Origin of the sequence: Rheinheimera pacifica, from assembly GCF_900108485.1 — a bacterium.
In the GTDB taxonomy this organism is placed as follows: domain Bacteria; phylum Pseudomonadota; class Gammaproteobacteria; order Enterobacterales; family Alteromonadaceae; genus Alishewanella; species Alishewanella pacifica.
Map to the genome: position 1 here is coordinate 81,308 of NZ_FNXF01000007.1, position 14,950 is coordinate 96,257.

Here is a 14,950-nt window from a genome sequence, read left to right on the forward strand (position 1 = left end):
CTCCTTGGTTAACACGAGGAAAGCAGCAAAATGCTGCAATATGCCAGTAAGGTAAATGCAATGGCCATACCAGTATAGAATAGAATAATAAAAACAGGTACTTATTAAATTTTTGTTATTTTTATAAGCAGAAAAACAGCAGTACAAACTGTAGAAGTTACCCACTATCAGTAATCTTTACAGGGTATTAGAAGGTAAAAAGCCAGACCGGAGCCTGGCTTTTTCAGTAAGGGAGTTTTACTTTTCGTGGTGCAAACGCATATGCGGGAACAGGATAACGTCGCGGATTGACGCAGCGTCGGCCAGTAGCATTACCAGGCGGTCGATACCGATGCCCTGGCCTGCTGTTGGTGGTAAACCGTGCTCCAGCGCGGTAACGAAGTCTTCATCGTAAAACATGGCTTCATCATCACCGGCGTCTTTTTGTGCTACCTGCTCACGGAAGCGCTCGGCCTGATCTTCAGCATCGTTTAACTCGCTAAAGCCGTTGCCCAGCTCGCGGCCACCGATAAAGAATTCAAAGCGGTCAGTAATTTCCGGGTTATGGTCATTACGGCGTGCCAGTGGTGACACTTCAGCCGGGTATTCGGTAATAAAGGTTGGATGGCGCAGCTTGGTTTCTACCAGCTCGTCAAACACTTCCATTAAAATACGGCCATGGCCATAGTTGGCTTTTACTTCAATACCCAGTGATTTAGCCAGCTCGGCTACTGCTTCACGCGTTTCCAGATGCGCTTTGGTCAGGTCCGGGTTGTAATGCAAAATAGACTCAGTCACCGACATTCGCGCAAACGGTTTGCCAAAGTCGAACACTTCGCCCTGATACGGCACTTCAGTGCTGCCCAATACATGCTGCGCTAAGCCGCGGAATAACTTTTCGGTTAAGTCCATTAAGTCGTTGTAATCGGCGTAGGCCCAGTAGAACTCCAGCATGGTAAATTCCGGGTTGTGGCGCGTGGACACGCCCTCGTTACGGAAGTTACGGTTAAGCTCGAATACTTTTTCAAAGCCGCCAACTACCAGGCGCTTTAAATACAGCTCGGGCGCGATACGCAAAAACATCTGCATATCCAGTGCATTGTGGTGCGTTTCAAACGGCCGTGCTGAAGCACCGCCGGGAATAGCTTGCAGCATCGGCGTTTCAACTTCCAAAAAGCCTTCGTCGTTAAAAAAGCGACGGATGTAAGCCACAGTTTTGCTGCGCACTAAAAAGGTATGGCGTGACTGCTCGTTGGAAATAAGGTCCAGATAACGCTGGCGGTAACGCGCTTCGTTATCGGTTAAGCCGTGGAATTTATCCGGCAACGGGCGCAGCGCCTTGGTCAGCAGGCGGATATCGCTTAGCCACACCGTTAGCTCGCCGGTCTGGGTTTTAAATAAATGCCCGGTAGCGCCGATAATGTCGCCTAAATCCCACTTTTTAAACTGGTCGTTGTACACGCCTTCGGCCAGGCTGTCGCGTGCGACGTACAGCTGAATTTTGCCACCCATATCGGCAATGGTGGTAAAACTGGCTTTACCCATAATACGGCGTGTCATAATACGGCCGCCCAGGCTTACAGTAATGTTCTGCGCTTCGAGCTCTTCTTTAGTTAAGTGATCGTACTTGGCAATTACCTCACTTGAGATGCTGTCACGGCGAAAATCGTTCGGAAACATAAAGCCATCTTCACGCAGTGCGGCCAGCTTATGTTTGCGCTCAGCAATCAGTTTATTTACGTCCTGAATTTCTTCTTGTGGTTGCTGTTGGTCAGACATAGTGCGTTTCCTGATTGAGAGAGAAAGTTAAAGTAAACATTACAGGCCGGCTTTTAAGCTAGCTTCAATAAATTTGTCCAGATCGCCATCTAACACCGATTGGGTGTTACGGGTTTCGATACCGGTGCGTAAGTCTTTAATGCGCGAGTCATCCAGCACATAAGAGCGGATCTGGCTGCCCCAGCCAATATCCGACTTGGTATCTTCCAGTGCTTGTTTTTCGGCATTCTGTTTTTGCAGCTCAAACTCGTACAACTTGGCGCGCAATTGCTTATAAGCATTGTCGCGGTTTTTATGTTGCGAGCGGTCATTCTGACACTGCACCACGATATTGGTGGGTAAGTGAGTAATACGCACGGCAGAGTCGGTACGGTTAACGTGCTGACCACCGGCACCCGAGGCGCGGTAGGTATCAATACGTAAATCGGCCGGGTTGATATCAATTTCAATATCGTCGTCAATTTCCGGCGAGACAAACACCGAAGCAAACGAGGTATGGCGGCGGTTGCCGGAATCGAACGGGCTTTTACGTACCAGGCGGTGTACACCGGTTTCGGTGCGCAGCCAGCCGTAAGCATACTCGCCGGTAAATTTAATGGTACAGCCTTTAATGCCGGCCACATCACCGTCTGTTACTTCATACAGCTCAGGTTTAAAGCCTTTATCTTCACCCCAGCGCAGGTACATACGCATTAAAATACTGGCCCAGTCCTGCGCTTCAGTGCCGCCAGAGCCAGACTGGATATCCAGATAGCAGTGGTTTTGATCGTTTTTGCCGGAGAACATGCGGCGAAATTCCAGCAGGCTCAGCTGTTTGTCTAAATCGGCCAGTTCGGTTTTGGCTTCTTCAAACGTTTCTTCATCATCGGCCTCTACCGCCAGCTCTACCAGGCCGGCTACGTCTTCCAGGCCGCGATCTAGCTTGTCAATGGTGCCAACCACCTGTTCCAGTGCCGAACGCTCTTTACCCAGCGCCTGAGCTTTATCCGGCGTATTCCAGATAGCCGAATCTTCCAGCTCGCGTGAGACTTCTTCTAAGCGTTCTTTTTTGCCATCGTAGTCAAAGATACCCCCGAAGCACGTTAGTGCGTTCAGTAAGATCTTTAATGCTGTTGTACACCGGATTAACTTCAAACATGCTGTTAGCCGTAACCTTGAATATAGGGAGAAAAAATAGGCGTGGATTGTAGCAAATTTATCGCTGGCAGTGCAGCCATCTGTAGCGGATTTTTCCAGCGCGGTAAATTCCACCGGAATTTGCCGCGGTTAACTTGCCCGCAACAGAGTTAAGCCGCTATGCTGTTTGGCAAAAGCACTGCAGGGACACGGTATATTGCGCTCCTACCCCACCATACAGCAGTATCTGTTCTTCATAATGCTGATTAGCGCCCTGCGCTGTGCTGCCGAGCCGGTGATTTACTCCTGGCCTGCTACCATGCTGGACGACCCCCGCGGCCATTATCCGATAGCCTTACTGCATTTGGCGCTGGAGAAATCCGCCAGCCATTACAAACCGGAACCAAGTAAACGCGACCAGGCGCAGTGGCGGACTTTGCGTCAGTTGGAAAACGGTAATGGTATGGATGTGGTATGGACCTTTGCGTCAGCAGAACGTGAGCAAAAGCTGCTGCCGGTGCGGATCCCGATAGACCGCGGTTTATTGGGCTGGCGTTTGCTGTTGATCCGCCAGCAAGATGCCGGCCGTTTTGCCGGCATTACCACTGCTGAGCAATTACAAGCACTGCGCGCTGTACAAGGCCACGACTGGCCTGATCTGCAGATACTGCAGCATAATCAATTTAATGTTATACCAAGCACACATTACGCTGGCATGTTTACCATGTTGCAGCTGGGTCGGGCAGATTATTTCCCCAGGTCGATAAGCGAAATACAGTCTGAGTTGCAAACAAAGGCCGGGCACCATTTGGCTATCGCAGACCATCTGGTGCTGTATTACCCGGCACCGCTGTATTATTTTGTTAACCCCAACCGACCGCAGCTGGCCCAGGCGATTGAACAAGGCCTGCGCTCTGCTCTGCACGATGGCAGCATGCGGCAGTTATTTCTGCAGCATTTCGCCGGCACTATTGCACAGGCTGAGCTAGCCAAACGCCGGGTTATCCGCCTTGATAATCCGTTTTTGCACCCGGATACGCCACTGCAGGATGACAACCTGTGGTTTAACCCGGAGCTTGGATACTAATGCCCTACAGTTTACCCTCCCAGCCGCTACGCCATCACCTGGCTACCAGAGTGGTGATTACTATGGTGCTGGCAGCTTTGCTGCTGTCGACCTTACTGACAGCCGGTTTAAGTTACAGCCTATACCGCCATGAAATGACCACCGTACAGCAGCAGTTTGACAATATTGAAAAAAGCTATCTGCCAAGCCTGGCTGCCGGCCTGTGGGAGGTTGATATCCACCGTATTCATACCTTGCTGGACGGCATTGCCCAACTGGAGCATGTCGGTGCAGTCAGCCTGAAAGATGAATTACACCAACAGATCAATCGGCAACATCCGCAGTTCAGCGCCCCACTGGCTAGTAAACATTACCCGATTTACTATCAGATAGATGGTGAGCAACACCCGGTCGGGACACTGCAGGTACAGTTAATGGCCGATGACATTGTGCAACAACTATGGCAGCAAAGCCGCAATATTGCTCTGGTTACGGTCAGTGCCTTATTACTCAGCACGGGGCTGATGCTACTTATTTTTCGCTTTGCGGTCAGCCGCCACCTACGCGCTATGGCGCAATTTGCCAGCCACCTGGACCTGAACCGGCTGGAGCAACCGCTGCAATTAAAACGGCCGGTACGGCACGACGAGCTGGACCAGGTAGTCGACGCCATTAACCGGCTGCAACATCGCATTAAGCATGAACTGGCCAGACGCAATGAAATAGAACTGCAGCTAAACAACAATACCGCTCAGTTAGAGCAGCAGGTGGCACGGCGTACCACCGATTTGCAGCATAAAAACAGTTTACTGCAACAGCAATCGGCAGAGTTAGCCAGACAAAATGAAGAGCTTGATGCCTATGCCCATACCGTGGCACACGATTTAAAACATCCGTTAACCAGTCTGATAGGTATGAGCCGCTTGCTCAACGCTACTTTTATCGAGCTGTCCGAAGAGCAAAAACATGCTGCCCTGACCACCATTGATACCACCTCCCGCAAAATGAATGACATTATCAATGCCCTGTTGTTATTAGCCAGCATGCGCGAACAACAAAATGTCACACTGCAACCACTGGATATGGCGCTATTGGTCAGCAACGCGCAGCAGCGCTTAGAAAACTTTGCCCGCCAACATCAGGCCGCTATCGAAGTGCCCAGCAGTTGGCCGATAGCAACCGGTTATCCGCAGTGGGTAGAAGAAGTCTGGGTAAACTACCTGTCTAACGCAATTAAATACGGCGGCCAGCCACCGGTTATCCGGCTAAGTGCTGATACTACGCAGGACGGTATGGTGATCTTCTGGATCCGCGACAACGGCGTGCCGCTCAGTGCACAGCAGCAGGCAGGCTTGTTCAGTACTTTCCAGCGCTTCTCGCCACAAAGTGCCGATGGCCATGGTTTAGGCTTATCTATCGTAAAACGTATTGTCACCCGTTTGGGTGGCGAGGTTGGCTACCGTGTAACAGAAGAAGGCGGCAGCCTGTTCTGGTTTAGTTTACCTCAGTCACCTGCTTCAGCTTTGCCTGACCAGAGCGGAAAATCAATATAAAAACAGGCACCTGCGCCTGTGCTGGAGCTAAAACCAATACTGCCTTGCATAGATTCTGTCAGTTGTTTTGACAACGCCAACCCCAGCCCGGTACCACCTTTTTGCCGGGTATCGCTGCTGTCGGCCTGCGAAAAGCGCTGAAAAATTGCCGCTTTAAAAGCATCAGCTATGCCCGGCCCAATATCCGTAACACTGATCCGTACCTGCTGCTGATGCTGCTCAATCTTTACCTCTACGGTCGCAGCATCAGGTGAAAACTTAATAGCATTGGATAGTAAATTAGCCATTACCTGAGCAAAACGCAGGCTGTCGACATTAATTAACAGCTGCTCATCACAACCGGTACTGTGCAGTTGTAGCTGAATATTCCTGTCCCTACCGTACGGGCTGTTATCAACCACACTTTGCTGCACCATGGTCAACACCGGCTGCGGTTGTAGCACAATTTGCATCATACCGGCAGATAACTTTTCGATATCCAGTAAATCGTCTATCAAACTGGTAAGGCGCTGGCAGTTATTGTTAGCCAGTTGAAGCAACTGCAAGGCCTGAGGAGGTAAGGTGCCGACACAGCCGGAATTAACCAGTGCTAAGGCGCCGTTAATCGACGTTAAAGGCGTACGCAGCTCATGGCTTACCGTAGAGACAAACTCGTTTTTTATCCGCTCTAACTGCAAACGCTCGGTAATATCCTGCGCCGAGGCATATAACTTGCCGGTGACAGGGTCGAGCACTGAAGACCACTGCAAGGTGACATAATGGCCATCTTTATGCTGGTAGCGGTTGCAAAAGCCGGACGTTACTCTGCCTTGTTGTTGCTCTGTCACTTCAGCATCGGTACTGGTTAGATCGTCAGGGTGGATAAAATCAGTAAAAGGCCGGCTTAGCAGTTCAGCCTCGCTATACCCGGTTATCCGGCTAAAAGCTGTGTTAACCCGTTCAAAATAATTCTGCTGGTTGGCAATACAGAGAATATCGCGTGACAGTAAAAAGAACTGCTGCAGTTCGCCACTGGTTTGCTGCTGCTGAGTAACATCTTGCACTGAGCCAATCAGCCGCGCGGGTGCGCTGCCCTGCGGCGTAGTCCACTTTGCCACTTCATGTACCCAGCGCAAACGACCATCCGGCAGCACTATACGATGTACTACATTCTGTTCACCCAGCAGCTGTGCCTGTTGCTCACTCTGCTGCACCATGGCCCTGTCATCCGGGTGTACCAACTGATAAAACAGCTCGACGCTGGGAGAAAACAGCTTTGGGTCAACGCCAAAGATGTCATACACCATCGGCGACCACCACAGCTCACCACTACTGATATTCGCTTCCCAAAAACCAATGCGGGCATTGCGGCTGGCCATCTCTTGCCGCTCCAACACCAACTGATATTCACGCTGCAACTGCACGTGCCGGCTAAAGGTATGTACGGTGCTGGCCATTGATGCCATAGCAGCAATAAAATGTTGCTCATCTACCGACCAACTGCGTTGTTCGCTCACCTGCTCGACACAGATCACGCCGCCAAACCCGTATTCAGACTGGATAACAGCATCTAACATTGAACGAATGCCGGTACTTTGCAAGTAGCCGTCGTTAAACTCGGCCGTCGCGGGATGGCTGGCTGCATCCGGCGCAGCAATCAGCGCATGTTGCTTTAAGGCATTGAAGTACTTCGGGTAGTTACTGCGCTGCAAACACACGCCGCTGCTGTGGCTGTTAAGCTGGTATTGATATAAGTCAGTGCACTGTAGTACATCGCTTTGGCTAAATAGCCAGATACTGACGCGGTCTGCGTACAATGTCTTACTGATTTGTTTAGTCAGAAATTGCCATGCCAGGTTGGTGTCACTGGAAAATAACAACGGTGAGGCCAGTATTCTGGCCTGCAGTGCGAGCAATTGCGGCCCTTGCCGTGCAGCAGTAGCAGCAGAGGTTTGCGTTGCAGCTGAAGTGGAGTCCATTACTACGCCCCGAGCAATTTCCTTATATTCAGCTTAAGGTTTAGCAGGGCGCAGGGGTTACAGCAAGGCTTTTGCTGTAGCCGGTCAAACTGCAATCATATGCCGCACGATTAACTGCAAACTTTGCTTGTCACGGTACTCATTAATATCCAGCTGATAGGCCAATTGTACTTTTTGCACATTTACATCAGGCCAGGCTTTGTTGTCGGCATTAAACCAGATGGCATCGACCAGCTTGCCACCAGCTGTTTGCAGCATCATTTTCAAATGGCGATCCGCCAGCATCTTTTGGCTGATCAGGTTAAATTCGCCATCAAATACCGGCTCGGGAAAGGCCTGGCCCCAAGGGCCGGCGTTTTGCAGCAATTGGGCAAAGCCAATATCAAAGCAGTCTGCAGGCAGCTCGCCATCGCTATAGATCACTGCTGTAAGCTGCTCTGCTGTCAGGTGTTTTTTTGCCGTTAAGCTCAGCGCCAGTTTAAACGTATCTAAACGATCTGCACTGATGGTTAAACCTGCCGCCATGGCATGGCCACCAAATTTTTTAATTAAGCCAGGATAGTGGCTGGAAATTTCTTCCAGCAAATCGCGAATATGCAGGCCGCTTATCGAGCGTGCCGAGCCTTTAAGCTCGCCCTCATCGCCCTGGGCAAACACTATAGTTGGCCGGTGAAACTGCTCTTTAATGCGCCCGGCTAAAATCCCAATTACGCCCTGATGCCAGTCGTGCCGGTATAAACACAGGGCTTCCGGCAGTTCGGCGCCATCAAATGACAGTTGGCTTAAAAACGCCTGCGCTTCCAGTTGCATGCTTTGCTCGATGGCACGGCGCTCTACATTCAGGCTGTCCAGCTCAGCGGCGTACTGACGTGCCAACCCCAAATCATTTGCCAGCAGGCAGCTTATACCCAGCGACATATCATCCAGCCGGCCAGCAGCATTTAACCGTGGCGCTAAGGCAAAGCCAAAGTCGCTGGCGGTCAGCTTGGTTGCGCTGCGGTTGGCAACATCAATCAGTGCCTGAATACCGGGGCGGCATTTGCCGCTGCGAATACGCATTAAGCCCTGATGTACCAAAATACGGTTATTGCTGTCCAGTGGCACCACATCAGCAACTGTGCCCAGCGCGACTAAATCCAGTAGCTCAGCTAAGTTGGGTTCGCTAAGCTGCCGTTCGGTGAAATAGTTTTGCTCACGCAGTGCAGCACGCAGTGCCAGCAGCAGATAAAAAGCGACACCAACGCCCGCCAGCGCTTTGCTGGGAAAACTACAGCCTGGCTGATTCGGGTTTACAATAGCATCAGCATTGGGTAATTCGTTGCCAGCCAGATGATGGTCGGTTACCAGCACTTTAACGCCGGCTTTTTTTGCCAGTGCCACGCCTTCAAGGGCGGATATGCCATTATCCACGGTAACTATCAGCTCGGCGCCCTGCGCTACTGCCAGCTCGGCCATTTCGGGGGTTAAACCGTAGCCGTATTCAAAGCGGTTAGGCACCAGATATTCCAGTGATTTAAAGCCAAAAGCGCGCAAGCCACTGATCAGAACCGCAGTGCTGGTGGCGCCGTCGGCATCAAAATCGCCGACAATGACTAAATGTTGCTGTTGTTGCAGGGCTTCAATTAATAACGCTGTGGCTGCATCAATACCTTTTAGCTGTTGAAACGGCAATAAGCGGCCGGCGCCACGTTCAAGCTCATTGGAATGCACTACCCCGCGACAGGCATACAGCTGCTTAAGCACGGGGTGGGTGTTATCAGGTAAGTCAGGTAATACGCCGGGCATTACCCGGCGTTGAATAAAGCGGTTTACTGCAGACATAGGCGGTTGTTATTCCGCCTGCAGTTGGGCTAACAGCGCCTTGGCAGGCTGATAGCCCGGAATTAAACGGCCGCTGGGTAAAATAATGGCCGGTGTACCGTTAATGCCAAAAGACTGGCCTAATTCGTACTGAGTTTTCACCGGATTATTACACATAGCGGGTTTAACATTCTTACCGTCTTTTGCAGCGTTCATCGCGCCCCGGCTGTCTTTTGTACACCAGATATGCTGCATTTGCAGATAGGTTTCAGATGTCAGGCCGCCCCGCGGAAATGCCATATAACGTACTGTAATACCGGCATCGTTATAATCCTTCATCTCGTTGTGTAATTTGCGGCAATAGCCACAGCTGGGATCGGTAAATACGTTAATGACGTATTTTTCCTTTTTGGCTTTGTATTCAATAGTGCCGCTTTTATTTGCCGCCACCTGTTGCTGAATATAAGGCCGCATTTGCTCGTCGTTAACCAGCACTTTGTTGGTTAAGTCATAAATGTTACCTTCAATAAAATACTGGCCATCTTTTGAGGTAAAAAACAGGCCTTTATTGGTAAATACCTGCAACAGGCCGTCCAGTGGTGCCTCAGAGATGGCATTTACCGATAAATTCAGCATAGCAAACTGCTGCTTCACCTGATTGTGCTGGGCATCAATATCGCTGCTTTGCGCACTGGCTGCTGCAATAAATCCAAGGCTACATAACGCTGATACAAACTTGTTCATACTGTTTCCTGTTCTGCGCCTAACCGCGCGGGTGATGTTGCTGATGCAGGCTTTGTAACCTTGCCTGCGCGACATGGGTATAAATTTGTGTGGTAGATAAGTCGCTGTGGCCCAGCAACATTTGTACTACACGCAAATCTGCGCCATGGTTCAGTAAATGGGTGGCAAAAGCGTGGCGCAATGTATGCGGCGACAGCTCGGCCTGAATGTGCGCTACTTTGGCATAAAACTTAATACGGTGCCAGAAGGTTTGCCGCGTCATCTGCTGTGCACGATTGCTTGGAAATACCACATCCAGCATCTGGCCGCCGAGCAACTGTACCCGCGCTTCGCGTAAATAGCGTGTCAGCCAGTGCGCGGCTTCTTCGCCCATCGGCACCAGCCGCTCTTTCTGGCCTTTACCCACTACCCTTACCAGACCGTGCTGCAGGTTAAGTTGTTGCATCGACAAGCCCACTAATTCAGAAACCCGCAAACCGCTGGCGTACAACAGCTCGAGCATGGCTTTATCGCGAAACTGAATAAGGTCAGTTAAATCAGGCGCATTTAGCAGGGCATCTACATCTTGCTCTGACAAACTTTTAGGCAGGCTGCGGCCCAGTTTCGGGTTTAACAGCTGCGTAAGCGGGTTGTTGGCAATTTTGCCGCTTTGATGCGCATAAGCGTAAAAACGGCGCAAACTGCTCAGCGCGCGTGAGGTACTGCGCGGGCTGTACTGTTTGTCATAACGCTGCGCCAGATAGCGGTTTACCAACATGCTGTCGGTGCTGAGCAACTGCTGGTTTTGCCCGGCGATAAAAGCGGCAAACTTTTTTAAATCGGTGCCATAGGCACTAAGCGTATGTTCACTGACGCCTTTATCCAGCCACAGCTGATCAAGAAAGGCACTGATAAGCTGTAAATCGGCCGCCTGGGGTTGCGCAGTTTCTGACATGGTTTCTGATACTGTTTTTGACATGGCATTCCGCCTGTAATACTGCCGTTATGTTAGCGCATAGCACAGTGCAGGCAAAGCCGGGATTTTGCCGGTGCTGCTATTCTGCTACACTGCGCGTCTTTACTGTTGGCGTTATGGTGTAATAAGACAGACATGAAAATCGGTTTATTTTATGGCTCTACCACCTGCTATACCGAAATGGTTGCAGAGAAAATTCAGGCATTAATTGGTGCCGACACAATAGATCTGCACAATATCAAGCAGGTGCCATTAAGCAAAATGGCCGACTACGATATTTTAATTCTTGGCTTATCGACCTGGGATTTTGGCGAAATTCAGGAAGACTGGGAAGCGCACTGGGACGACATCAGCGGCGTAGATTTAAGCGGCAAAATTGTGGCCATTTACGGCATGGGCGACCAACTGGGCTACGCCGAATGGTTTATTGATGCCGTGGGTATGCTGCACGACGCCATAGCGCCACAAAACCCGCAGCGCATTGGTTACTGGCCCACCGCCGGTTACGACTTTATTGCCTCTAAAGCGCTAACAGCAGACGGTGAGCTGTTTTATGGCCTGGCGCTGGACGATGAAAACCAGTACGACTTAACCGACGCCCGTTTAAATGACTGGGTAAGCCAGATTTTGCAGGAAATTGCCAGCCAGCTTTAGATAAACGCGGCTAAAACTTCAGATAAAAATCTTTTAATAATGCTTTGTATTGTGCGCTGTAACCACCATCGGCCTGATGACCTGACTGATGACCCGACTGACGAATAGTCAGGCTGCTGTATTCAGTATCTGCCGGGTAACGGCTTAAGCACAACAGCACCCGCTGCACCGGCTTAGTGTCGTTGCTGCGCACCGCACAATATTGCGGCACAAACCAGCCTTGCGCCTGTGCCAGTGCTAACAGGCTTTGTGCACTACTAAGCGGTAAGATAAGCGCAAAAACACCTTCGCTGTGCAACAACTCAGCCGCCTTTTGCAATAAAGCGCCAAAGGGCAAACTGTCGGTATGCCGTGCCTGATGCCGTTTGGCATCCTTAGCGCCCAGCGCCTGCTGAAAAAAAGGTGGGTTAGACACAATTAAACGGTAACGTTCACCGGGCTGATACGTTAGAATATCGCCCTTTATCAGCCGTATAGTGTCGGGCCAGCAGCTAAGTGCCACATTTTCGCAGGCTTGCTCTGCGGCGTCGGGGTCCAGTTCAATTGCGGTAATGGGTAAAGCCCCGTTGCTGCGCTGTGCCAGCATCAGGCTGATAAGGCCACTGCCGCTGCCAATATCCAGAATATTGCCCGCTGCAGGCACAGGTGCCCAGGCGCCAAGCAATAAACCGTCGGTGCCTACTTTCATCGCGCACCGATCATGAGCTACATAGAATTTTTTACATTGAAATCCGGCCGACATCAGCACCTCCGCCGCCAGTTTACGGCGAATCGGGCGCAGTGTCACCGGGCAGGCAACAATGCTGAGGACAAGATGACAACATTCGCAGATTTTCAACTGGACGATGATATTAACCGCGCCATCAGTATGCGCGGTTTCGAGGCGCCCACGCTGATCCAGGAAATGGCGATCCCATTGGCACTGGAAGGTAAAGACTTACTGGCCAGCGCCCCTACCGGCACCGGTAAAACGCTGGCGTTTGTGTTGCCTGCCATTCAGTACCTGCTCGACTTTGGCCGCAAAGACCCTGGCTTTGCCCGCGTGCTGGTTATGACACCAACCCGCGAGCTGGCGTATCAGGTATACGACGAGTTTAAGCATTTTACCCAGTTTACCGAGCTTAATGTCGGTGTAATCACCGGTGGTATTAACTACGGCAGCCATAAAGATACGCTGGAAAAAAACAACGATATTCTTATCGCCACGCCCGGCCGGTTAACTGAATACCTGGACGAAGAAAGCTTTCAGGCCGATGAAGTAGAACTGCTGATTCTGGATGAAGCCGACCGCATGCTGGATATGGGCTTTATCGGCGAGATGAACCGCATAGTGCTGGAGGCGCGCCGCCGCAGGCAGACGTTTTTATTCTCTGCCACGCTGGAAGGCGTTAATTTAGAACGTTTTGCCGCACGTGCGTTAAAAGAGCCCGAGCGGGTTGAAGCCATACCATCGCGTAAAGAAAACGCTAAAATTCTGCAATGGGTACATTTAGCTGATGACGCCCAGCATAAACTGGCACTGCTTATTCATCTGCTAAAACAGCCGGATGTGACCAAAACCATCGTATTTATTAAAACCCGTGAGCGCCTGGCCAGCTTAACCGGCCAGCTGGAAACCGCCGGTTTGCGCTGCGGCTGGTTACAGGGCGAAATGCCACAGGATAAACGCATGCAGGCAGTTGAGCGTTTCAGCTCTGGCCGGGTTAATATTTTACTGGCAACCGATATTGCCGCCCGCGGCCTGGATATTGACGATGTAAGCCATGTAATTAACTTTGATATGCCGCGCAGTGCCGACGTATACCTGCACCGCATTGGCCGCACCGGCCGCGCCGGTAAAAAAGGCACGGCGATATCGCTGATTGAAGCGCACGATATGGCCATATTGGCCAAAGTAGAACGCTATGTAGAGCAAAAACTAAAGCGCCGCGTGATAGAAGCGCTGCGGCCGAAAAACAAAGAAGCCAAAGTGCCGGTGAAAAAGAAAAAGCCCACCAAGGCCGCAGCGAAAAAAGCCGCTAAAAACACGAAAAAATAAGCTTAACCACCGGCAACCGCCGCTCGCAAAAACAGCGGCGGCTATCGCATTTTTGCTGTGCAATCTTGGAATTATTTAGTTAAGCTGCTATTGGTAGTTTGAATAAATTATTAGCCCAGTGAATTGATAGCCAGTGGAGTTGCTTAATGGACAAAAGACAATTTATAAAAAGCTGTGCCCTGACCGCCGCCCTGTTACCGCTGGCCGGTTGCAGCAGCGTAATGGCCGCCCCTGCAGGCGGTAATAACAAACGCCTGTTACCACTGGCATTAAACAAAGGCGATACCGTCGCCCTGGTTAGCCCCTCTAAAGCCACCGATGAAGCCCTGGATTTACAAATTGCCCAAGAGGTGATGCAGGCGCTTGGTTTTAAGGTAAAAACCGGCAAACACCTTGCCGCGCGCCGTGGCCATTTGGCCGGTACCGACGCTGAGCGCGCCAGCGATATTAACGCCATGTTTGCCGACAAAGAAGTAAAAGCTATTATTTGCCTGCGCGGTGGCTCGGGTGCCGCACGGTTATTGCCCCTGCTGGATTACAAGCTTATTCGCAACAACCCCAAGGTTTTACTGGGTTATTCAGACATTACCGCGCTGCACAATGCCATTCATGCCCAGACCGGTTTAATCAGTTTCCATGGCCCGAACGGCACCGGCAGCTGGAACAGCTTTAATGCCGATCAGTTTCAGCGGGTATTTTTCGATCGCGAATTAATGCAGTACCAAAATGTGCTGGACGCCAAAGACGAGCTGGTAGCACGGCAAAACCGCACCGTAACCATTACCGGTGGTAAAGTTCAGGGCGAGCTGGTTGGGGGGAATCTTACGGTACTAACCGCACTGGCAGGCTCGCCTTATTTACCTGATTTCACCGGTAAAATTTTATTTTTAGAAGATGTAGAAGAAGCCCCCTACCGCATCGACCGTATGCTTAGCACACTAAAACTGATGGGCGCGCTGGATAAAATAGCCGGTTTTATTTTCGGGGAATGCACTGCATGCCGCCCCAGCGGTGGTTATGGCTGGCTAACGATGGACCAGATTTTTGAAGACCATATTAAACCGCTGAATATACCGGCATACCGCGGCGCCATGATTGGCCACATCCGCCAGCAGTTTATTGTGCCGGTGGGTGGCCGCGTTGAGCTGGATGCCGATGCCGGTACCTTCCGTTTGCTGGAAAGTGTGTTTCAAAGTTAATGCTGACCAGTAGAGGATTCGGATTACTCTAAGCCGACCGTTGCAGGCCAGCACAGCTGTTCCCCAGCAAGGATGAAGTTTATAATCGAGCCTACAGGGAAGTATTTAC

General features: G+C 50.9%; 12 protein-coding genes. 5 read left to right on the top strand and 7 right to left on the bottom strand.

The features are described from left to right. Nucleotides 1-237 precede the first annotated feature (237 nt). Nucleotides 238-1,758 (bottom strand): lysine--tRNA ligase, encoded by a 1,521-nt coding sequence (lysS, locus tag BLW68_RS10855; RefSeq protein WP_092793164.1) that lies wholly within the window; start codon nucleotides 1,756-1,758, stop codon nucleotides 238-240. A 39-nt stretch (nucleotides 1,759-1,797) separates the two neighbouring features. Then, a protein-coding gene (gene prfB, locus BLW68_RS21645) for a peptide chain release factor 2 (RefSeq protein WP_143039948.1) occupies nucleotides 1,798-2,896 on the bottom strand; the annotation gives its coding sequence in 2 pieces (ribosomal slippage) (nucleotides 1,798-2,820 and nucleotides 2,822-2,896; 1,098 coding nt in all). Between the two features lie 165 nt (nucleotides 2,897-3,061). Here prfB and BLW68_RS10865 point away from each other — a divergent pair. Both BLW68_RS10865 and BLW68_RS10870 read left to right on the top strand, forming a co-directional pair. After that, nucleotides 3,062-3,961, top strand: coding sequence for a type 2 periplasmic-binding domain-containing protein (locus BLW68_RS10865; protein ID WP_143039949.1), 900 nt, complete (start codon nucleotides 3,062-3,064; stop codon nucleotides 3,959-3,961). After that, the gene (locus BLW68_RS10870) at nucleotides 3,961-5,493 is read left to right on the top strand and encodes a sensor histidine kinase (protein WP_092793168.1); all 1,533 of its coding nucleotides are present in this window, start codon (nucleotides 3,961-3,963) and stop codon (nucleotides 5,491-5,493) included. Before BLW68_RS10865 ends, BLW68_RS10870 begins: the two co-directional genes overlap by 1 nt. On the opposite strand, the gene BLW68_RS10875 is transcribed toward BLW68_RS10870, so the two are convergent. From BLW68_RS10875 to xerD, 4 genes are all read right to left on the bottom strand, one after another. Next, nucleotides 5,445-7,451, bottom strand: a complete 2,007-nt coding sequence (locus BLW68_RS10875; protein WP_092793170.1) for an ATP-binding protein — start codon at nucleotides 7,449-7,451, stop codon at nucleotides 5,445-5,447. The genes BLW68_RS10870 and BLW68_RS10875 overlap by 49 nt on opposite strands. A gap of 84 nt (nucleotides 7,452-7,535) precedes the next feature. Further along, complete coding sequence (gene recJ / locus BLW68_RS10880) at nucleotides 7,536-9,272, bottom strand: single-stranded-DNA-specific exonuclease RecJ (RefSeq protein ID WP_177172214.1); 1,737 nt, start codon at nucleotides 9,270-9,272, stop codon at nucleotides 7,536-7,538. Nucleotides 9,273-9,281: 9 nt separating this feature from the next. Continuing rightward, nucleotides 9,282-9,995: a bifunctional protein-disulfide isomerase/oxidoreductase DsbC gene (gene dsbC, locus BLW68_RS10885; protein ID WP_092793172.1), complete on the bottom strand. Its 714-nt coding sequence runs from the start codon at nucleotides 9,993-9,995 to the stop codon at nucleotides 9,282-9,284. A 19-nt stretch (nucleotides 9,996-10,014) separates the two neighbouring features. Further along, nucleotides 10,015-10,929 (bottom strand): site-specific tyrosine recombinase XerD, encoded by a 915-nt coding sequence (gene xerD, locus BLW68_RS10890; RefSeq protein ID WP_092793345.1) that lies wholly within the window; start codon nucleotides 10,927-10,929, stop codon nucleotides 10,015-10,017. A 156-nt stretch (nucleotides 10,930-11,085) separates the two neighbouring features. On the opposite strand from xerD, the gene fldB reads away from it, so the two are divergent. Continuing rightward, the gene (gene fldB / locus BLW68_RS10895; RefSeq protein WP_092793174.1) at nucleotides 11,086-11,604 is read left to right on the top strand and encodes a flavodoxin FldB; all 519 of its coding nucleotides are present in this window, start codon (nucleotides 11,086-11,088) and stop codon (nucleotides 11,602-11,604) included. A 10-nt stretch (nucleotides 11,605-11,614) separates the two neighbouring features. Here fldB and BLW68_RS10900 read toward each other — a convergent pair whose 3' ends face one another. Then, a complete protein-coding gene (locus tag BLW68_RS10900; RefSeq protein WP_245728317.1) occupies nucleotides 11,615-12,292 on the bottom strand; it encodes a tRNA1(Val) (adenine(37)-N6)-methyltransferase in 678 nt (225 codons plus the stop codon). Nucleotides 12,293-12,418: 126 nt separating this feature from the next. Here BLW68_RS10900 and srmB point away from each other — a divergent pair, with 126 nt between their 5' ends. Beyond that, nucleotides 12,419-13,642 (top strand): ATP-dependent RNA helicase SrmB, encoded by a 1,224-nt coding sequence (gene srmB, locus BLW68_RS10905; RefSeq protein WP_092793176.1) that lies wholly within the window; start codon nucleotides 12,419-12,421, stop codon nucleotides 13,640-13,642. Between the two features lie 146 nt (nucleotides 13,643-13,788). Then, nucleotides 13,789-14,841: a S66 peptidase family protein gene (locus BLW68_RS10910; RefSeq protein WP_092793178.1), complete on the top strand. Its 1,053-nt coding sequence runs from the start codon at nucleotides 13,789-13,791 to the stop codon at nucleotides 14,839-14,841. Nucleotides 14,842-14,950: the final 109 nt, after the last annotated feature.